Here is an 18,629-nt window from a genome sequence, read left to right on the forward strand (position 1 = left end):
ATATCAAGACTCCGTTGGCCGTTGCCATCACCCTGACCCTGGCGATGGGGGCCGCAGCCCCGCTGCAGGCGGCCGGGCAGCAGGCGGTTGCCGCCACCGGCGCCGTGGCCGCTGATGCGGTCGACCTGGACCGCATCGAAGTGCGCGCCCAGCTCGAATCACAGATCCGCGCGGTCGACCTCAAGCGCAGCAGTGATGCGATCGAAGACGCCGTGTCCTCCGATGCACTGGGCCAGTACCCGGACAAGAACGTGGCCGAGTCGCTGCAGCGCCTGCCGGGCATCAGCGTGACCCGCGACCAGGGCGAGGGGCGCTTCGTGGTCATCCGCGGTCTGGACGCCAACCTCAACAGCGTCAGCGTGGATGGCATCGCCATCGGTACGCCGGAGGATTCCAGCCGCGCCGCACCGCTGGACGTGATCCCGTCCGACTCCACCGAGCGCCTGCGCGTGGTCAAGTCGCCGACCCCGGACATGCCCGGTGATGCCATCGGCGGCGCCGTGCTGGTGGAATCGGCCTCGGCCTTCGACCGCGACGGTCGCAGCCTGCGTGGCAAGATCGAAGGCAGCCACCAGCAGCTGTCCGGCGAGACCAGCCCCAAGGCCGCCTTCAACTACAGCGAAGTGTTCAACGACACCTTCGGCGTGGCGCTGGGCGTGAACTACCAGAAGCGCAGGTTCGAGTCGGACAACACCGAAGTGGAGTATGACGGCGAGGACGATGCCGTCCCCGGCGATGTCACCGCGATCAACCTGCAGCACCGCAAGTACGAGATCGAGCGCAAGCGCATCGGTGCCAACCTCAACCTCGACTGGCGCCCGAATGAAGACAGCAAGTACTACCTGCGCACGCTGTACAGCCAGTTCGACGATGCGGAGACCCGCCAGCGCGTGATCTTCAACTTCGACGACGCGAAGATGGTCAAGACCGGCACCGACCAGTACCGCCTGGATGGAATGCCGAAAGATTCCATCGACAAGCGCATGCGCTACCGCACCAAGAAGGAGAACACCTTCGCGGCCAGTCTCGGTGGCGAGAACAAGCTGACCAACGCCGTGGTCGATTACCGGATCGGCTACACCCGTACCGAAGAGCGCGTGAACGACGAGATGGAGGCGCGCTTCAAGCTCAACGGCAAGGCCTTCAACGGCACCCTGGACCAAAGCAGCCGCCTGCCCAGCTACAGTTTCGACAACCCGCAGTGGCTGGACAACAGCAACTACGCGTTCGACCGCTTCGTGCTCTCACCCAAGCAGGTGAACGACAAGGAGCACAGCGCGCAGGTCAACGTGCGCTTCGACGGCGACAGCAGCAGCATCAAGTTCGGCCTGCTGGGTCGCTGGCGCGACCGTGACGTGAATGTGGACGAGCGCGAACTGCGTGTCGGCCCGAAGGTGGCGCTGTCGAGCTGGAGCACCTCCTCGCCGGAGCACCGCCACGGCAACCTCGGTGACGGCATGGATTCGGCCGCGATGCGTGCCTTCTGGGCGGCCAATGGCGGCCAGTACAGCGCCCGTCCCCAGGATGCCGGTGGCAACGCGATGACATCGCTGGAAGAGGACTACGTGGCCAGCGAAGACATCTTCGCCAGCTACGCCATGGGTACCTGGGATGTGGGCGCGCTGCGCATCATCGGCGGTGTGCGCGTGGAAAACACCCAGTTCAAGGCGATCGGCAACCAGGTGGACGTGGCCGCCAACGGACGCAGCTTCACCGTCACCCCGCGGGTGGCCAACAGCAGCTACACCAACGTGCTGCCGGGTCTGCACCTGCGCTACGACGCGGCCGATGACTGGGTACTGCGCGCCTCGGCCAACAAGACCGTATCGCGTCCTTCCTTCGGCGATGTCTCGCCACGCGTGGGCTACAGCCGCGGCGACGAGGAAGTGCGCCTGGGTAATCCGGAACTGGATCCGTACGAGTCGAAGAACATCGACCTGTCGGTGGAGAAGTACATCGGCAGCACCGGTATCGTTTCACTTGGCCTGTTCCACAAGTCGATCGATGGCTACATCGTGCAAACGGTGCGGACCAATGATCCCGCTTATGGCGGCTTTGACGTGACCCAGCCGATCAATGGCCGCAAGGCCACCGTGCGCGGTGCGGAATTCAACTGGCAGCAGCAGCTGGCCTTCCTGCCGGACGGCCTGGATGGCCTGCTGGTCGGTGCCAGTGGCACCTGGCTGGATACCAAGTTCGATGCCGGCATCAAGGACCGTGCAGGCGAGGACTTCACACTGCCGCGCGCCTCCAAGCATGTCTACAGCGCACACATCGGCTATGAAAAGTACGGTGTGAGTACACGCCTGGCGGCGGTGTACCGCAGCGAGTACCTGGACAGCATCGGCAAGGGCCGGGCGTTCGACATCTACGTTGCACCGAACACCCAGCTCGATTTCTCGCTGGACTACAAGTTCACCCCGCGGGTGAGCATGTATTTCGAAGCACAGAACCTGCTGGACAAGCCGCTGGAGCTGTACCAGGGCACGCGCTCGCGCACCCTGCAGATGGAAGAGTACGGCCGCACCTATGCGCTGGGCCTGAAGGTGGCACTGTGATGGGGCGTGGCATCACCGTCCTGGCGGTCGCGCTCGCGGCGACCCTGGCCGCCGGCTGCACGCCGGCGACCGGCAACGATCCGGCCGCGGCCCCTACGGCAGCGAAAGCCGGGGGCGCGCGCACGGTGACCACCATCGCCGAAGCCTTCCTGTCACCGATGACCCCGGCCGACAACATCGATTCGCCGGCGGCGTGGCGTGCGCCGGATGGCAAGCTGTGGCTGATTGCCACCGCCAAGGCCACCGACAAGCTGGTGGTCTACGATGGCAGCACCGGCCAGCACCTGCGTGACGTTGGCAGCAGCGGCACCGGGCCAGGGCAGTTCGATCGCCCAAACGGCATCGCGGTGACCGACGACCTGCTGTGGATCGTGGAGCGCGACAATCACCGCGTGCAGGTGCTGAGCCTGCCGGACTTCGCGCCGCTGGCGACGTTCGCTGCGGACGACCTGCGCAAGCCGTACGGGCTGTGGGTCGACCGCCGTGCCGATGGCTACAGCGTCTACGTTACCGACTCCTGGGACAACGGCGAGGATGCGCAGGGGCGTGACATCCTGCCGCCGCTGGCCGAGCTGGACAAGCGCGTGCGCCAGTACCACGTGACCCGCGACGGTGCGAAGGTCGAGGCGAAGCTGGTGGCCAGCATCGGTGACACCAGCGAAACCGGTGCGCTGCGCGTGGTCGAGTCGATCTGGGGCGATCCGGAGAATGATCGCCTGTTGATCGCCGAAGAGGATGAGAGCTACGCCAGCGAGTTCAAGGTCTACACCCTGGCCGGACGCTTCACCGGCACCACGTTCGGCCGCGACGTGTTCAAGGCGCAGGCCGAAGGCGTGACCCTGCGTACCTGCGGCAAGGACGGCTGGTGGATCACCACCGAACAGGGCAAGCAGCGCAGCGTGTTCCATCTGTTCGACCGGCACACGCTGAAGCCGGTGGGCGCGTTCCAGGGGAATACCGTGGCCAACACCGACGGCATCTGGATGATGCAGCAACTCAGTGCGCGCTTCCCGCACGGCGCACTGTATGCAGTGCATGACGACCAGGGCGTGGTGGCGTTCGACTGGGAGAGCATCGCCAAGCAGTTGGCATTGCCGCTGGAGTGTGGCGCATGAGCCGGCAGTGCGTGATGCGCACGCTGGCGTTGGGCCTGCTGCTGGCACTGCCGTCGCTGTCGTTCGCAGCGGCCGAACCCAACACCCAGGTGCCAGCGGGCAGCCGCCACTACGCAGCGACGCCGGTGCCGGATCGCATCGTCGCCTCGCCGGCGGTGGATCCCAGCCACGGTTTCGCCGTGGCCTGGCGTACTGACGGCAGCGTGCAGGCACCGCTGCTCGAGATTGCCCTCGCCGGGGATTCGCCGGCCATCGAGGGCATCCGCCAGGTGCGTGCGACGACGCGAGCACTGCAGACCGAGAACGGGCTGTCGCACCATCATCGTGCCGACATCGCTGGCCTGCAGCCGGACACCCAGTACGTCTACCGCGTGCAGGGCAATGGCAGCTGGAGCGCCTGGAACCAGCTGCGCACGCTGGCCGCGGCCGACAAGCCGCTGACCCTGCTGTACTTCGGTGATACCCAGAACAAGAACGTCAGCCATGTCAGCCGCGTGGTGCGTGCCGCACAGAAGGCTGCACCGCAGGCGCGCATGAGCCTGTTCGCCGGTGACCTGGTCAGCGGCGGCGACAACATGGACGACAGCGAATGGGGCGAGTGGTTTGCCGCCACCGGATGGCTGGCGCAGGAAACACTGGTGGCCCCGGCGATCGGCAACCATGAGTACTTCGAGGAATTCGAGGACACGCCGCAGGAGCGTCGCGTGCTGGGCCGGCACTGGCCGGTGACCTTCGCGCTGCCGGGCAATGGCGCCACCGCCGCGCAGCAGACCAGCTACTGGTTCGATGCGCAGGGTGTACGCGTGGCGGTGGTCGATGGCACCTCGGCACTCGACCTCGGCACCGCCAAGGCGCAGGCACAGTGGCTGGACAAGGTTCTGACCGGCAACCCGCAGCCGTGGACCATCGTGCTGCTGCACCAGCCGTTCTACTCACCCCGCGAAGGCCGCGAGAACGCTGCGCTGCGTGACGTGCTGTTGCCGGTGGTACGCCGCCACAGCGTCGATCTGGTGCTGCAGGGCCACGATCACACCTATGGTCGCCGTGGCGAAGGGCATGCCGCGACGCCGCAGTATGTGGTGACCGTGGCCGGACCGAAGCAGTACCGCCTTTCCGACGAAGCACGCAGGACGATGGATCCGGTGGCCGAGGATACCCAGTTGTTCCAGGTGTTGAACATTGATCCGCAGCACCTGCGCTATGAAGCACGCACGGTGACCGGCCGTCTCTACGATGCCTTCGAACTGCGCCGTGATGCCAAGGGTGGCAAGCAGCGCACGGAGCTGACCGAAGGTCGCATCAGGCCACGCGACTGCCCGCGTGCACAGACCGCCAAGGGCCGTGCCGACCGCTGCTGGGAGTGAGAAGACGCATATGACCACGCCCCGGCGCATCCTTCCGCTCGCCGCCATCGGTGCCGCCCTGCTGTTGCTGGCCAGTGCGGTGACCGCTGCCGATACCGTATTGCATCCGTTCCTGGTGGCCCAGCCGAAGCAGGCCCCACAGGAGGTGAATCTGGCGGTGGAGATTCCGGCCGGCAGCTTCACCAAGTACGAGATCAAGGAAGACGGCCTGGTCCATGTGGACCGCTTCCAGTCGATGCCGGTCGCCTATCCGGCCAACTACGGTTCGATGCCGCGCACCCTGGCCGGTGACAACGATCCGCTGGACGCGCTGGTGCTGACCCGTGAACCGCTGCATCCGGGCGTGATCGTGCGCTTCCGGCCGATCGGCTATCTGAAGATGATCGATGGCGGTGAGCACGACGAGAAGATCATCGGCGTGCCGACCGATAAGGTCGACCCGACCTACGCCAGCATCCGCGACCTGAAGGATCTGCCGGAGGTCGAGCGTCAGCGCATCGAGGCGTTCTTCCGGGTCTACAAGGACCTGCCGGCCGGTCGCAACCCGGTGCAGCTCAATGGCTGGGGCAACGCCGCCGAGGCGCGGGTACTGATCAGCGAGGCGATGCAGCGTTTCGAGAAGTAGATCCACGACATGCGTGGATTCAGTCCAGCAACGTCCCGATGAACGACTCGGCCTGCAGGCGGTCGCCCAGTACCCGGGCCAACGCCTGTACGGCTGCCTCCTGGTGTTCAGGACGGATGCCGCCATCGTCATCGTCGTTGTAGAGGTCATCGCCGGCATCGAGGTACACCGTGCCTGCAGCAGCCAGAGCCGCCATCAAGGTCGGCACATCGGCAGTGATCTCGCCGGCATCCAGCAGGCCCGCACCGTGGTGACTGAACAGCACACGGCCGTCATCCAGGTCGAGGATGAACGGATCGGCGCCGCGATCGGCAATCACCAGCCAGTTCGATGGCCAGTCGTTGATCCGTTCGCCGCTGATGCCATGCCATCGATAGCCGGCCTGCTGGCTCCACAGGCGTTGCAGTGGCGGTATCCAGACATCAAGGCCGGGAACGGTAATGCCGGCGCGGCCAACCCTGGCATTGATCTCTTCGCCCAGCGGCCCGACCTGCGCGTAGAAGTGTGCCAGTACCGGGGGCAGCGGGAACGGGCCCTGCCAGTCATGTTCGTCCTGGGCCTGCAACGGGCCGAAACGGGCGAAGGCAGCGTGCAGGTCATCCATGGCGTCGTTGTTCCGATAACGGGGCCGGCAGCCTAGCAGACGGCGTCTGCGTGCAACGCCTTCACCGCCGCTGGCTATCATGTCCGCCTTCAACAACGAAGGCGGTGTCTGTGTCGGTAGCGTTGGTATGGTTCCGCCGTGATCTGCGGCTGCAGGACAATCCGGCCCTGCAGGCCGCGCTGGATGCCGGTCACGACGTGGTGCCGATCTACATCCATGCGCCCCACGAAGAGGGCGAGTGGGTGCCGGGTGCCGCCTCCGATGCTTGGCGCCACCGTTCACTGGGCGGATTGGATGCGGACCTGCGCGCGCGTGGTTCGTCGCTGGTGCTGCGCAGCGGTGACAGCCTGCCGGCCCTGCAGTTGCTGATCGAGCAGACCGGCGCCGGGGCGGTGTACTGGAACCGCAAGTACGAACCGGCCACCCAGCCACGCGACGCCACCATAAAGCGCACGCTGCGCGAGCAGGGCATCGACGCACAGAGCTGCAATGGCAGCCTGCTGTTCGAGCCGTGGGATATCGCCACCCAGCAGGGTCAGCCGTACAAGGTATTCACGCCGTACTGGCGCAATGTACTCAGTCATTGGCGCCTGCCTGCGCTGCAGGCCGCACCGGAAGCATTGGCGACGCACGCGGTCGACAGCCTGGCATTGGATGATCTCCAGTTGGCACCGACGCTGGACTGGGATACCGGCTTCTGGGAGCACTGGCAGCCGGGTGAAGCCGGTGCGCTGGAAGCGCTGTCCGTGTTCGAGGACGGTGCGCTGCGCGGCTACCGCGAGCAGCGTGACCTGCCAGATCGCGTGGGCACCTCGCGGATGTCGCCGCACCTGCATTTCGGCGAAATCGCACCCTGGCGGATTGCCCATGCGCTGGAAGGGCTGCGCAGTGCCGGCACCGACGCCGACATCGACGGCTACCTTCGCCAACTGGGCTGGCGTGACTTCGCCTACCACCTGCTGCATCACTTCCCGAAGACGCCGACCGACAACCTCAACCCGCGCTTTGACCGTTTCCCGTGGGCCACACCGAGTGCCGCGCAGCTGCACGACTGGCAGCGCGGCAACACCGGCGTGCCGATCGTCGATGCAGGCCTGCGCGAGCTGTGGCACACCGGTTACATGCACAACCGGGTGCGGATGATCGTGGCCAGCTATCTGTGCAAGCACCTGCGCGCGCACTGGCTGCATGGCGCGCGCTGGTTCTGGGACACCCTGGTCGATGCCGACCTGGCCAACAACACGATGGGCTGGCAGTGGGTGGCCGGGACCGGTGCCGATGCCGCACCTTACTTCCGCGTGTTCAACCCCGTGACCCAGGCCGAGAAGTTCGACCCCCAGGCCCGCTACATCAGCCGCTGGGTGCCCGAACTGGGGGCGCTGCCGGTGAAAGCGCGCTTCGCGCCGTGGCAGCATCCGTTGCTGCTGGCGGCGCATGCCCCGGGCTATCCGCGCACGCCGCTGGTGGATCTGGCGGTTGGCCGCGATGCCGCGCTGGCTGCCTACCGGCAGTCGGGAGCGGGGTAAAGTGCGGGCTGAGAGATCTGGTCAGTTAGCTGAACGCGGCCCTGTCGACGTGCCCGATCATCATTCCGGCATCGCATCGGGCTGTTTATTCTCTTTGCGCCCGCAGGCCGCCGGCCGACCGGAAACCAAGGAGAACCTCATGATCCGCAACACCACCCGCAACGTCGCACTGGCCCTGATGAGTGCGGCCGTCCTGTCGGCCTGCGCCACCGGCGGCTCCTACGTACAGAGTGACCAGTACGGCAACCCGACCGAGCAGCAGAACCGCACCGGCCGCAACGCGCTGATCGGCACCGCCATCGGCGTAGCCGCCGGCCTGCTGACCGGTGACAGCGCCACGGAGCGTCGTCAGCATGCGCTGATCGGCGCCGGCATCGGCGCGCTCAGCGGCGCCGCGGTAGGCCAGTACCAGGATCGCCAGGAACGCGCACTGCGCGAGCGCACTGCCAACACCGGCATTGATGTGCAGCGCCAGGGCGACAACATCATGCTGAACCTGCCGGACGGCATCACCTTCGACTTCGGCAAGTCGACCCTGAAGCCGCAGTTCTACGGCTCGCTCAATGGCGTGGCAGGCACCCTGCGTGACTACAACCAGACCATGATCGAAGTGGTCGGCCATACCGACAGCATCGGCAGTGACGCGGTCAACAACCGCCTGTCGAAGGAACGTGCCGACTCGGTCGCGCAGTACCTGATCGGCCAGGGCGTGCAGAGCGTGCGCATCGAAACCCTGGGCGCCGGCAAGTCGTACCCGATTGCCGACAACAGCACCGATGCCGGCCGCGCCAAGAACCGCCGCGTCGAAATCCGCGTGATTCCCCTGAAGCAGTAACGCGTAGCGTTACGGTTCCGGCGTAGCCGGAACGAAAATGCCGCCCTTGCAGGCGGCATTTTTGTGGGTGCCGAGCGTTGCTCGGCACGCCGATAGCGCTCCCGGTCGCGGTTTCTCCAAACGGCGCTGACCAAGGTCGGCATCTACTGAAAGCCACGTAGCCGGAACGAGGATGCCGCCCTTGCAGGCGGCATTTTCTGTAGGTGCCGAGCTCGCTCGGCACGCCGATAGCGCTCCCGGTCGCGGCTTCTCCGAACGGCGCCGACCAAGGTCGGCATCTACCGAAAGCCGCGCCGCCGGAACGAAAATGCCGCCCTTGCAGGCGGCATTTTCTGTAGGTGCCGAGCGTTGCTCGGCACGCCGATAGCACATGTAGAGTCGAGCCATGCTCGACTGCTTTGCATATCAGCCGAGCATGGCCCGGCTCTACAGATGCGAACCCGTGCCGACCTTGGTCGGCGCGGTTCCAGAAGCAAAGTCGAGCATGGCTCGACTCTACATGGAGCTGCACCGCGCGCCGGATAGATCCACGCCATGCGTGGATGCTTCCGGTCATGCGGCCGAAGCGGCCACCTTCTCCAAGATCCGCTTGCCGCTGCTTTCCAGCGCGGCGTCTTCCTTTTCCTTCTGCTGCTGCGCCAGCTTCGCGCCCGGGCACTGCGCCAGCATGTAATTGGCGTCGAAGTTGAGCTTCTCGACCAGGAAGTCGACGAATGCACGCACCTTCGGCGAGACCAGGCGGCCACCGGCGAACACGGCGTTGAAGTCCACTTCCGGCCCGGTCCAGCCAGCCAGCACGCGGCGCACCATGCCCGACTCAACGAACGGCTTGGCCATCACGTCCCCGGTCAGCAGCAGGCCTTCGCCGCACACCAATGCACCATTCAACGCAGACATGTCGTTGGCGGTCATCAGCGGGGTAACAGGGAAGTCGCGCAGCTCGCCGCCGTTCTCGCCCAGCTGCCAGGTGAAGCGCGGCGAGTTGCCGGTGTGGTACGGCTTGCGCATCGCCAAGATGCGATGGAACTGCAGCTCTTCCGGATGCAGTGGCTCACCATAGCGTTCGATGTAGGCCGGGCTGGCGAACACCTGCGTGCGCAGGCTGCCCAGCTTGCGTGCCACCAGGTTGGAATCGGGCAGGGCACCCACGCGCAGGGCCAGGTCCGCCTCACCTGCAATCAGGTCCAGCTTCTCGTTGCCCATGTGCATGTCCAAGCGGATCTCTGGATACTGCGCATGGAACTGGCCCAGCAGCGGTGCAATCCAGGTGATGCCGATCGAGTAAGGCACGGTGAAGCGCAGCCAGCCGCGCGGACCGGACTGCAGCTGGCTCACCGCGCTCTCGGCTTCTTCCAGCTCGCGCGCGATGCGCTGGCAATGTTCGTGGTAGATCGAACCCGCTTCGGTCAGGCCGAGGCGGCGGGTGGTCCGGTGCAGCAGGCGCGCACCGAGGCGCGTTTCCAGCTCCTGCACTTTGCGGCTGACCGTGGTCTTGGGCAGGCCGAGCGATTTGGCAGCGGCAATGAAACTGCCTTGCTCGACCACTTTGACGAAGATCAGCGTCTCGTTGAGATCGTGGGACATGGTCTGGGATCCTGGACGTCGGTGATGGGACAATCGTGACAGAACGATTGGACCGGGAGCGGGATGATTATTCCCCTTAATCAGGACTAATCAAGTAAAGGTTTGAGGTCTATCGTGGCGCCATTCGTTATTTGGAGCCCGTCCGCCATGAGCCTGCGCAACATTCTTGCCCGTCTCCGGAACGCCGGCCAGAGCACCCTGGACCTGGCAATGACCGTTGAAGTCCGCCCGAGTTCCTTGGTACACAAGGACTTCCGTGAGTTTACCGCGCCGATGCGTCAGCAGCGTGGCGGTGCCATCCGCCTGGCCCCGCACAAGGGCGATTGGCTGCGTCGAATCGGGACTATCCCGGATTTGGGAGGAAATGTCCCGTGAATGGGATGCTGACGCCCGAAGTCCTGGTCCTCGGCGGCACCGGTGCCGTCGGCCAGGGCGTGGTTGGCGCACTGCTGGAAGCCGGCAGCCCGGTGCTGGTAGTCGGTCGCGACCCGGGCCGGCTGGCGGCGCTGCATGAGCAGTTCGCCGATGAGCCGGGCCTGGAGACGCTGCTGGGTTCGCTCAGCGATGACGGCTCGGCGCGCGCACTGGCCGAACGCATCGCGCATCGCCCGCGTCCGCTGGCGGCAGTGATCGCCGCAATGGGCGGCCCTTACCGTCGCGGCCGGGTGACTGACCGCAACGGCGATGAACTGCTGGGCGCGATGCAGGCCGATCTGATGCCGCACGTGCACGCAGTGCGTCATCTGCTGCCGCTGCTGCAGGACAACGTGCATGCGCGCCGCTACGTGATGATCGGCAGCCCGGCCAATGCCAAGCCATGGGCGGGCTACGGCGAAACCTCGATCACCACTGCGGCGCTGCGCATGTACGCGCAGGTGGTGCACCAGGAAGCCCAGGCATTGGGCGTGCGCGCGCAGATGCTGGAAGTCTGCAGCCCGGTGTGTACGCCGGCCAACGCGGCCAATGCCTGCATCGAGTGGCCCAGCTCACTGCTGGTCGGCCGTCGCGTGGTCTCCCTGCTTGATGGCTGCCGCGACAACCGCGCCATCGTCCGCTGCGACAGCAGTGATGCCGAACTGCCGCGCGGCCTGCTGCACCTGGACGTTCCTCCCCTGTGGCGCGATACCGCAGGCGTCGCTTGACCTCGACCATGGTTGAGGTCGCAGGATACGCCGCCTGTTTTTGCAACACGTTCTCATCTAGCTGTACCACCCCTCCGTACGGATGCATGCCATGACTTCCCCCAATTCCACCCCACATCGTTTCGGCCATCGCATCGCGATGGTCGGCGTGTCGATCCTCGCCGCAGCCGTGCTGGCGGCCTGCAGCGGCGGCCACGCCGAAGAAGCCGGTGCACCGCCGCCGCCGCAGGTCAGTGCTGCACCGGTGCTGGTCAAGCAGGTCAGCCAGTGGGACGAGTTCAGCGGCCGCGTCGAAGCGGTACAGAGCGTTGAACTGCGCCCGCGCGTGTCCGGCTACATCGACAAGGTCAACTACGTCGAAGGCCAGGAAGTGAAGAAGGGCGAAGTGCTCTTCACCATCGACGCGCGCAGCTACCAGGCCGAGTACGATCGCGCCGCTGCCGAACTGGCCCGCGCCCGCACCCAGGCCACGCTGGCCCGCAGTGAATCCGAGCGTGCCAAGCGCTTGTCCGAGCAGCAGGCCATTTCCACCGAGACGGCCGAGCAGCGTCGCGCTGCGGCTGACCAGTCCGGTGCCGCCGTACAGGCGGCGCAGGCTGCGCTGGATGCGGCCCGCCTCAACCTGGAGTTCACCAAGGTGCGTGCGCCGATCGACGGCCGTGCCGGCCGCGCGATGGTCACCGCCGGCAACCTGGTCACCGCCGGCGACAGCGCCAGCGTGCTGACCACGCTGGTCTCGCTGGACACCGTGTTCGTCTACTTCGATGCCGATGAAAGCACCTTCCTGCGCTATGCACAGATGGCGCGCAAGGGCGAGCGGCCGAGCGAGCGTGACAGCGACCTGCCGGTGAAGGTTGGCCTGTCCGGTGAAGAGGGCTACCCGCACTCCGGCAAGGTCGACTTCCTCGACAACCAGGTGGCGCGCAGCACCGGCACCATCCGTGTCCGCGCGCTGCTGGACAACGCCGACCGCCAGTTCACGCCGGGCCTGTTCGCCCGCGTGCAGCTGCTCGGCAGCGGCCAGTTCCAGGCCCTGCTGATCGACGAGAAGGCTGTTCTGACCGACCAGGATCGCAAGTACGTGTACGTGGTCGACAAGGATGGCAAGGCCCAGCGCCGTGACATCCAGCTCGGCCGCACCGCCGACGGCCTGCGTATTGTCGAGCATGGCCTGGCGGCCGGCGACAAGGTGATCATCGACGGCGTGCAGAAGGTCTTCATGCCGGGCATGCCGGTGCAGGCCAAGGCCGTGGCGATGCAGCCGCAGGCTGCGCCGCCGGCACCGGGCCGCGATGCCACCGCCGCGCTGAACCACTGATCCGCCGTCTCCTGATCCGCGTCCCCGCTTAGCTGCCGGCGCCAGCGGCAGCCTTCCCTGCCTTCGTCATCTCGGCGAGGGGCGGGGAGGCTGTTGCCCGCCGAACGCCTTTCCCAGGAATTCCTCCATGGACTTTTCCCGTTTCTTCATCGACAGGCCGATCTTCGCGGCGGTGCTGTCGATCGTGATCTTCGCCGCAGGCCTGATCACGATTCCAATCCTGCCGATCAGCGAGTACCCGGAAGTGGTGCCGCCGTCGGTGGTCGTGCGCACGGTGTATCCGGGCGCCAACCCCAAGGTCATTGCCGAGACCGTCGCCACCCCGCTTGAAGAGGCCATCAACGGCGTCGAAGGCATGATGTACCTGAAGTCGGTCGCCGGCTCGGACGGTGTGCTGCAGATGACCGTCACCTTCCGCCCGGGCACCGACCCGGACGCGGCGGCGGTGAAGGTGCAGAACCGCGTGGCGCAGGCGCAGGCGCGCCTGCCCGAGGACGTGCGCCGGCAGGGCGTGACCACGCAGAAGCAGTCACCGACCTTCCTGATGGTGGTGCACCTGACCTCGCCGAACGGCAAGTACGACACCCTGTACCTGCGCAACTACGCCCGTCTGCACGTCAAGGATGCGCTGGCGCGTATTCCGGGCGTGGGTGACGCGCAGATCTTCGGTGGTGGTGACTACGCCATGCGCGCCTGGCTGGACCCGGACAAGGTCGCCTCGCGCGGCCTGACCGCCAGTGATGTGGTGCGCGCCATGCGTGAGCAGAACGTGCAGGTCTCGGCCGGCCAGCTCGGTGCCGAACCGCTGCCGAACAGCCAGTTCCTGACCCTGATCAATGCCCAGGGCCGCCTGAAGACTGAAAAGGAATTCGGCGACATCGTGCTCAAGAGCGGTGTTGATGGCGAGATCGTGCGCCTGGCCGATGTGGCCCGCCTGGAACTGGGTGCCGGTGACTACACCCTGCGTTCGCAGCTGGACGGCAAGAACGCGGTGGGTATCGGTATCTTCCAGTCGCCGGGTGCCAATGCACTGGAGATCCGCGACCAGGTCATCTCGACGATGGACGAGATGCAGAAGACCATGCCGGCCGACGTGAAGTACGAAGCCGTGTATGACACCACCATCTTCGTGCGCGACTCGATCAAGGCCGTGGTCTCCACGCTGCTGGAAGCGATCGCGCTGGTGGTGCTGGTGGTGATCCTGTTCCTGCAGACCTGGCGTGCGTCGATCATTCCGCTGATCGCGGTGCCGGTGTCGGTGGTCGGTACTTTCGCCGCGCTGTACCTGCTGGGCTTCTCGATCAACACGCTGAGCCTGTTCGGCCTGGTGTTGGCGATCGGCATCGTGGTGGATGACGCGATCGTGGTGGTGGAGAACGTCGAGCGCAACATCGAGGAAGGCCTGTCGCCCACCGCCGCGGCCCACCAGGCCATGCGTGAGGTATCCGGCCCGATCATCGCGATCGCGCTGGTGCTGTGTGCCGTGTTCGTGCCGATGGCCTTCCTGTCGGGTGTCACTGGCCAGTTCTACAAGCAGTTCGCGGTCACCATCGCCATCTCCACGGTGATCTCGGCAATCAACTCGCTGACCCTGTCGCCGGCCCTGGCTGCGCGCCTGCTGAAGGCCCATGGTGCGCCGAAGGACGGGCCGAGCCGCTTGATCGACCGCCTGTTCGGCTGGGTGTTCCGTCCGTTCAACCGCTTCTTCAAGTCCAGTTCGGAGAAGTACGAGCGTGGCGTGGCTCGCATCCTCGGCCGTCGTGGTGCGGTGTTCGTGGTCTACGCGATCCTGCTGGTCGGTACCGGTGTGATCTTCAAGCTGGTCCCGCCGGGCTTCATCCCGACCCAGGACAAGCTGTACCTGATCGCGGGTGTGAAGTTGCCGGAAGGTTCGTCGATCGCGCGTACCGATGAAATGTTGCGCAAGGTCGCCAAGATCGCCCAGGAAACCGATGGCGTGGCCCACACCATCTCGTTCCCGGGTTTGAACGCGCTGCAGTTCACCAACACGCCGAACACCGGTGTGGCGTTCATTCCGCTCAAGCCGTTCGCCGAGCGTCATGGCCGTACCGCCGCGCAGATCAACGCCGAGATCAACCAGAAGATCGCCGGCCTGCAGGAAGGCTTCGCCTTCTCGATGATGCCGCCGCCGATCCTCGGCCTGGGCAACGGCAACGGCTACCAGATGTTCATCGAGGACCGTGGCAACCTGGGTTACGGCGCGCTGCAGAATGCCGTACAGGCGATGCAGGGCACCGTTGCGCAGACGCCGGGCATGGCCTTCCCGATTTCCAGCTACCAGGCCAATGTGCCGCAGCTGGATGCCGAGGTCGACCGCGTCAAGGCCAAGGCACAGGGCGTGCAGCTCACCGAACTGTTCGACACGCTGCAGACCTACCTCGGCTCGGCCTACGTCAACGACTTCAACCAGTTCGGCCGTACCTGGCAGGTCATCGCGCAGGCGGACGGTCCGTACCGCGAAACGGTCGAGGACATCGGCAAGCTGCGTACCCGCAATGACCGCGGCGAGATGGTGCCGATCGGTTCGATGGTCACCATCAAGCAGACCTTCGGCCCGGACCCGGTGCTGCGCTTCAATGGCTATCCGGCGGCGGATCTGGCCGGTGAAGCCGACCCGCGCCTGCTGTCTTCGGCCGAGGCGATGAACAAGCTGACCGAGATCGCCGGCAAGGTGCTGCCGGTAGGCATGACCACCGAATGGACCGACCTGAGCTACCAGCAGGCAACCCAGGGCAAGGCCGCCTTCATCGTGTTCCCGGTGGCGATCATGCTGGCCTTCCTGGTGCTGGCCGCACTGTACGAGAGCTGGTCGCTGCCGCTGGCGGTGATCCTGATCGTGCCGATGACCCTGCTGTCCGCGCTGTTCGGCGTGTGGCTGACCGGTGGTGACAACAACGTGTTCGTGCAGGTCGGCCTGGTGGTGCTGATGGGCCTGGCGTGCAAGAACGCGATCCTGATCGTCGAATTTGCCAGAGAGCTGGAGATGGGCGGCAAGGGTATCGTTGAAGCTGCGCTGGAAGCCTGCCGCCTGCGCCTGCGCCCGATCGTGATGACCTCCATCGCGTTCATCGCCGGCACCGTACCGCTGGTGCTGTCGCACGGTGCAGGTGCCGAGGTGCGCTCGGTGACCGGTATCACCGTGTTCGCCGGCATGCTGGGCGTGACCCTGTTCGGCCTGTTCCTCACCCCGGTGTTCTACGTGGCCCTGCGCAAGTTCGTCACCCGCAACGGTGGTGGCCAGCTGGTGCAGCACGGCGAGCCGACCATCCACCACTGACATGGAACCCCGTCGCCGCCGGTCGCTGGCCGGCGGCGGCTTCCCCCTCACGAGGCAAGAATCCATGAACTCTCATCAGAACAAGATCGCGCTGGTCACCGGCGCCACCCGCGGCATCGGCGCCGAGACCGTGCGCCAGCTGGCCCAGGCCGGCGTGCATACGCTGCTGGCCGGCCGCAAGCGCGAGACCGCCGTAGAGCAGGCGCTGAAGCTGCAGGCCGAGGGCCTGCCGGTGGAAGCCATCCAGCTGGACGTGACCGATGCCGCCAGCATCGCCGAAGCAGTCGAGCAGGTACGCCAGCGCCATGGGCGCCTGGACATCCTGGTCAACAACGCCGGCATCATGATCGAGAACCCGGCGCAGGCGCCGTCCGAACAGTCGCTGGATACCTGGAAGCGCACTTTCGACACCAACGTGTACGCACTGGTTGCGGTGACCCAGGCCTTCCTGCCACTGGTCAGGCAGGCCAAGTCCGGGCGGATCGTCAACGTTTCGAGCATGCTCGGCTCGCAGACCCTGCACGCTGATCCGACCTCGGGCATCTACGATTTCAAGATTCCCGCGTACAACGCCTCCAAGGCAGCGGTGAACAGCTGGACGCTGGCGCTGGCGCATGAACTGCGCAGCACCCAGATCAAGGTCAATACCGTGCATCCGGGTTACGTGAAAACCGATATGAACGGCGGCCACGGCGAGATTGAGATCAGCGAAGGCGCGCGCTCCAGCGTGCAGATGGCACTGATCGGCCATGAAGGTCCGAACGGCAGCTTCACCTACCTGGGCGAGGTGCTGCCATGGTGATCCGCACGTTGGCGATGGCCGTCTCCAGCCTGGTGCTGGCAGGCTGTGTCAGCGTCGGCCCGAACTACAAGGCGCCGGTGCAGGATCCGGTGGTGCTGCAGGGGGCGCAGCAGCCGGTATTCAGCACCACCTCGCCGGTGGCGAGCTGGTGGGCGCAGTTCGATGATCCGGTGCTGGAAGAACTAGTTCACGGCGCACTTTCGGACAACCTGGACCTGCGCGTGGCCGTGGCCCGCGTCAGCCAGGCCCGCGCGGTGTTCGTCGAAAGCCGCTTCGACCAGGCGCCGCATGTCACCGCAGGCGGCAGTTACGATCGCCGCAAGCAACCCGATCCGCAGCTGGGTGGGCAGCGGGTGTTCAGTGAAAGCTACCAGCTCGGCTTCGATGCGGGCTGGGAGCTGGATCTGTTCGGCCGCAAGCGCCGTGCTGCAGAAGCCGCCCGTGCCGACCTCGATGCCGAGCAGGCCAACCTGGCCGACGCACAGGTACTGATCGCCGCCGAAGTGGCACGCAACTACTTCGAGCTGCGCGGCACACAGAAGCGCATCGCCGTAGCCCAGCACACCCTGGTCAATCTGCGCGAGACGCAGAAGCTGACCGAGGCACGCTGGGAGCTGGGCGCCGGCAGCGAGCTGGACGTGCAGAGCAGTCGTGCGCGGCTGAAGGCGATCGAGGCCGACATTCCGCTGCTGGAAGTGGCCGAAACGCAGTCGCGCAACCGCCTGGCGGTTCTGCTGGGCCAGCGTCCGGAAACGCTGACCGCCATGCTTGCGCCGCACGAAGTGCCGGCATTCGCCAAGGCGCTGCCGCTGGGCGATACCCGCGAGCTGCTGCGCCAACGCGCCGACGTGCGCGTGGCCGAGCGTCGTCTTGCTGCCGCTACCGCGCGGGTGGGCGTGGCCACGGCGGATCTGTTCCCGCGGCTGTCGCTGTCCGGATTCGTCGGCTTCCTCGGTGGCGATGCCAGTGGCCTGGTCAATGGCAACAACAAGGCCTGGTCGCTGACGCCGTCGCTGAGCTGGGCGGCCTTCGATTTCGGCACCGTGCGTGCACGCCTGCGTGCCAGCAAGGCCGAGGCCGAAGGCGTGGCAGCACAGTATGAGCAGACGGTGCTGCTGGCACTGGAAGACACCGAGAACGCGCTGACCCGCTATTCCAAGCAGCAGGCGCGGCTGGCGATCGTGGTCGAGCAGGCGCAGGCGGCACGCCGTGCCGAGTCGCTGGCGCAGATCCGCTATCGCGAGGGCTCGGAGGACTTCCTGACCCTGCTGGATGCGCAGCGTACGCAGCTGGCAGCCGATGATGCGTTGGCCGCGGCCGAGTCCGAGGTCAACGTCAGCGTGGTGGGGGTGTACAAGGCGCTGGGTGGTTGGGGTCAATCACCGCAGCCGGCGAGTGTGGCGCAGGTGCAGTAACCGCAGGGGACGGAAGCAGTGGCTTCCGTCCCTTTCTTCTTTCAGGGCCAGTGATTGGCTGGTATCTCGCGCTCGCGCATGCGCACGATGCAGAAGCGATGGCCTGTCGGTGCTTCCATCACCCACCAGCGTTTGATGAAGCCTATCCGGCGCGCGCCGAGCTTCTCCAGGCGGTCGGCCTCGGCGTCGATGTCGTCACTCTCGATGTCCAGGTGCACCCGTGAAGGGTGATTGACGCGTTGCACCTCCACGTTCATGCCTGCGGGCGCGCCCTGCAGGTCGGCGTACTCGGCGCCGTCTTCGGCATAGGCGGGCTGCGCCTGCAGGCCGAGCGCGGCGGACCAGAAGCGGGCGCCTTCGTCGGCGGGAATGCCCTCGCAATCGATGATGAAACCGGCCAGGCGACTCTGGTGTGCCATGCCCTTCTCCACAGTTCGGGAACG

Annotated in this window: 15 protein-coding genes; 12 read left to right on the forward strand and 3 right to left on the reverse strand. The window is 65.9% G+C overall.

Features of this window, described 5'->3' with window-relative positions; genetic code table 11:
* Window positions 1-44: 44 nt before the first annotated feature.
* From ACZK45_RS08400 to ACZK45_RS08415, 4 genes are read left to right on the forward strand one after another with little or no spacing between them, the layout of a single operon-like run.
* Window positions 45-2,558 carry a TonB-dependent receptor gene (locus ACZK45_RS08400; protein WP_478445874.1) on the forward strand — a complete coding sequence of 838 codons (2,514 nt, stop codon included), beginning with the start codon at window positions 45-47 and terminating at the stop codon, window positions 2,556-2,558.
* Window positions 2,558-3,673: a phytase gene (locus tag ACZK45_RS08405; RefSeq protein WP_478445680.1), complete on the forward strand. Its 1,116-nt coding sequence runs from the start codon at window positions 2,558-2,560 to the stop codon at window positions 3,671-3,673. Before ACZK45_RS08400 ends, ACZK45_RS08405 begins: the two co-directional genes overlap by 1 nt.
* Window positions 3,674-3,687: 14 nt before the next feature.
* On the forward strand, window positions 3,688-5,037 hold the full coding sequence (locus ACZK45_RS08410) for a purple acid phosphatase family protein (RefSeq protein ID WP_478445875.1): 1,350 nt from the start codon (window positions 3,688-3,690) through the stop codon (window positions 5,035-5,037).
* A 10-nt stretch (window positions 5,038-5,047) separates the two neighbouring features.
* On the forward strand, window positions 5,048-5,662 hold the full coding sequence (locus tag ACZK45_RS08415) for an inorganic diphosphatase (protein WP_478445681.1): 615 nt from the start codon (window positions 5,048-5,050) through the stop codon (window positions 5,660-5,662).
* A 19-nt stretch (window positions 5,663-5,681) separates the two neighbouring features.
* On the opposite strand, the gene ACZK45_RS08420 is transcribed toward ACZK45_RS08415, so the two are convergent.
* Window positions 5,682-6,266, reverse strand: a complete 585-nt coding sequence (locus ACZK45_RS08420; protein ID WP_478445682.1) for a hypothetical protein — start codon at window positions 6,264-6,266, stop codon at window positions 5,682-5,684.
* A gap of 110 nt (window positions 6,267-6,376) precedes the next feature.
* On the opposite strand from ACZK45_RS08420, the gene ACZK45_RS08425 reads away from it, so the two are divergent.
* Both ACZK45_RS08425 and ACZK45_RS08430 read left to right on the forward strand, forming a co-directional pair.
* Window positions 6,377-7,792 carry a cryptochrome/photolyase family protein gene (locus ACZK45_RS08425; protein ID WP_478445683.1) on the forward strand — a complete coding sequence of 472 codons (1,416 nt, stop codon included), beginning with the start codon at window positions 6,377-6,379 and terminating at the stop codon, window positions 7,790-7,792.
* 139 nt (window positions 7,793-7,931) lie between these two features.
* A complete protein-coding gene (locus tag ACZK45_RS08430) occupies window positions 7,932-8,627 on the forward strand; it encodes a YiaD family glycine zipper/OmpA-like lipoprotein (protein WP_010484399.1) in 696 nt (231 codons plus the stop codon).
* Window positions 8,628-9,179: 552 nt separating this feature from the next.
* On the opposite strand, the gene ACZK45_RS08435 is transcribed toward ACZK45_RS08430, so the two are convergent.
* The gene (locus tag ACZK45_RS08435) at window positions 9,180-10,211 is read right to left on the reverse strand and encodes a LysR family transcriptional regulator (RefSeq protein WP_005409107.1); all 1,032 of its coding nucleotides are present in this window, start codon (window positions 10,209-10,211) and stop codon (window positions 9,180-9,182) included.
* Window positions 10,212-10,358: 147 nt separating this feature from the next.
* On the opposite strand from ACZK45_RS08435, the gene ACZK45_RS08440 reads away from it, so the two are divergent.
* The 6 genes from ACZK45_RS08440 (at window position 10,359) to ACZK45_RS08465 (ending at window position 18,186) form a co-directional block, all read left to right on the forward strand.
* Entirely contained in the window at window positions 10,359-10,586 is a 228-nt protein-coding gene (locus tag ACZK45_RS08440; protein WP_478445684.1) for a hypothetical protein, read from the forward strand.
* Complete coding sequence (locus ACZK45_RS08445; RefSeq protein WP_049400332.1) at window positions 10,583-11,353, forward strand: SDR family NAD(P)-dependent oxidoreductase; 771 nt, start codon at window positions 10,583-10,585, stop codon at window positions 11,351-11,353. Before ACZK45_RS08440 ends, ACZK45_RS08445 begins: the two co-directional genes overlap by 4 nt.
* A 91-nt stretch (window positions 11,354-11,444) precedes the next feature.
* Entirely contained in the window at window positions 11,445-12,671 is a 1,227-nt protein-coding gene (locus tag ACZK45_RS08450) for an efflux RND transporter periplasmic adaptor subunit (protein ID WP_032128263.1), read from the forward strand.
* Window positions 12,672-12,798: 127 nt separating this feature from the next.
* Window positions 12,799-15,969: an efflux RND transporter permease subunit gene (locus tag ACZK45_RS08455; protein ID WP_032128264.1), complete on the forward strand. Its 3,171-nt coding sequence runs from the start codon at window positions 12,799-12,801 to the stop codon at window positions 15,967-15,969.
* Between the two features lie 64 nt (window positions 15,970-16,033).
* Entirely contained in the window at window positions 16,034-16,771 is a 738-nt protein-coding gene (locus ACZK45_RS08460; protein WP_012510730.1) for an SDR family oxidoreductase, read from the forward strand.
* Window positions 16,765-18,186 (forward strand): efflux transporter outer membrane subunit, encoded by a 1,422-nt coding sequence (locus tag ACZK45_RS08465; RefSeq protein ID WP_121503706.1) that lies wholly within the window; start codon window positions 16,765-16,767, stop codon window positions 18,184-18,186. Before ACZK45_RS08460 ends, ACZK45_RS08465 begins: the two co-directional genes overlap by 7 nt.
* Before the next feature lie 41 nt (window positions 18,187-18,227).
* Here the strand turns inward: ACZK45_RS08465 and ACZK45_RS08470 are convergent, their stop codons facing one another.
* Window positions 18,228-18,605, reverse strand: coding sequence for a VOC family protein (locus ACZK45_RS08470; protein ID WP_032128267.1), 378 nt, complete (start codon window positions 18,603-18,605; stop codon window positions 18,228-18,230).
* Window positions 18,606-18,629: the final 24 nt, after the last annotated feature.

It is taken from the genome of Stenotrophomonas sp. 63632_Sma, assembly GCF_056482875.1.

Excerpts from the sequence above, each read along its gene's own strand:
- ACZK45_RS08400 (WP_478445874.1), top strand. The coding sequence starts at position 45 with ATGGGGGCCGCAGCCCCGCTGCAGGCGGCCGGGCAGCAGGCGGTTGCC.
- ACZK45_RS08405 (WP_478445680.1), top strand. The coding sequence starts at position 2,558 with ATGGGGCGTGGCATCACCGTCCTGGCGGTCGCGCTCGCGGCGACCCTG.
- ACZK45_RS08410 (WP_478445875.1), top strand. The coding sequence starts at position 3,688 with ATGCGCACGCTGGCGTTGGGCCTGCTGCTGGCACTGCCGTCGCTGTCG.
- ACZK45_RS08415 (WP_478445681.1), top strand. The coding sequence starts at position 5,048 with ATGACCACGCCCCGGCGCATCCTTCCGCTCGCCGCCATCGGTGCCGCC.
- ACZK45_RS08420 (WP_478445682.1), bottom strand. The coding sequence starts at position 6,266 with ATGGATGACCTGCACGCTGCCTTCGCCCGTTTCGGCCCGTTGCAGGCC.
- ACZK45_RS08430 (WP_010484399.1), top strand. The coding sequence starts at position 7,932 with ATGATCCGCAACACCACCCGCAACGTCGCACTGGCCCTGATGAGTGCG.
- ACZK45_RS08435 (WP_005409107.1), bottom strand. The coding sequence starts at position 10,211 with ATGTCCCACGATCTCAACGAGACGCTGATCTTCGTCAAAGTGGTCGAG.
- ACZK45_RS08440 (WP_478445684.1), top strand. The coding sequence starts at position 10,359 with ATGAGCCTGCGCAACATTCTTGCCCGTCTCCGGAACGCCGGCCAGAGC.
- ACZK45_RS08450 (WP_032128263.1), top strand. The coding sequence starts at position 11,445 with ATGACTTCCCCCAATTCCACCCCACATCGTTTCGGCCATCGCATCGCG.
- ACZK45_RS08455 (WP_032128264.1), top strand. The coding sequence starts at position 12,799 with ATGGACTTTTCCCGTTTCTTCATCGACAGGCCGATCTTCGCGGCGGTG.
- ACZK45_RS08460 (WP_012510730.1), top strand. The coding sequence starts at position 16,034 with ATGAACTCTCATCAGAACAAGATCGCGCTGGTCACCGGCGCCACCCGC.
- ACZK45_RS08465 (WP_121503706.1), top strand. The coding sequence starts at position 16,765 with ATGGTGATCCGCACGTTGGCGATGGCCGTCTCCAGCCTGGTGCTGGCA.
- ACZK45_RS08470 (WP_032128267.1), bottom strand. The coding sequence starts at position 18,605 with ATGGCACACCAGAGTCGCCTGGCCGGTTTCATCATCGATTGCGAGGGC.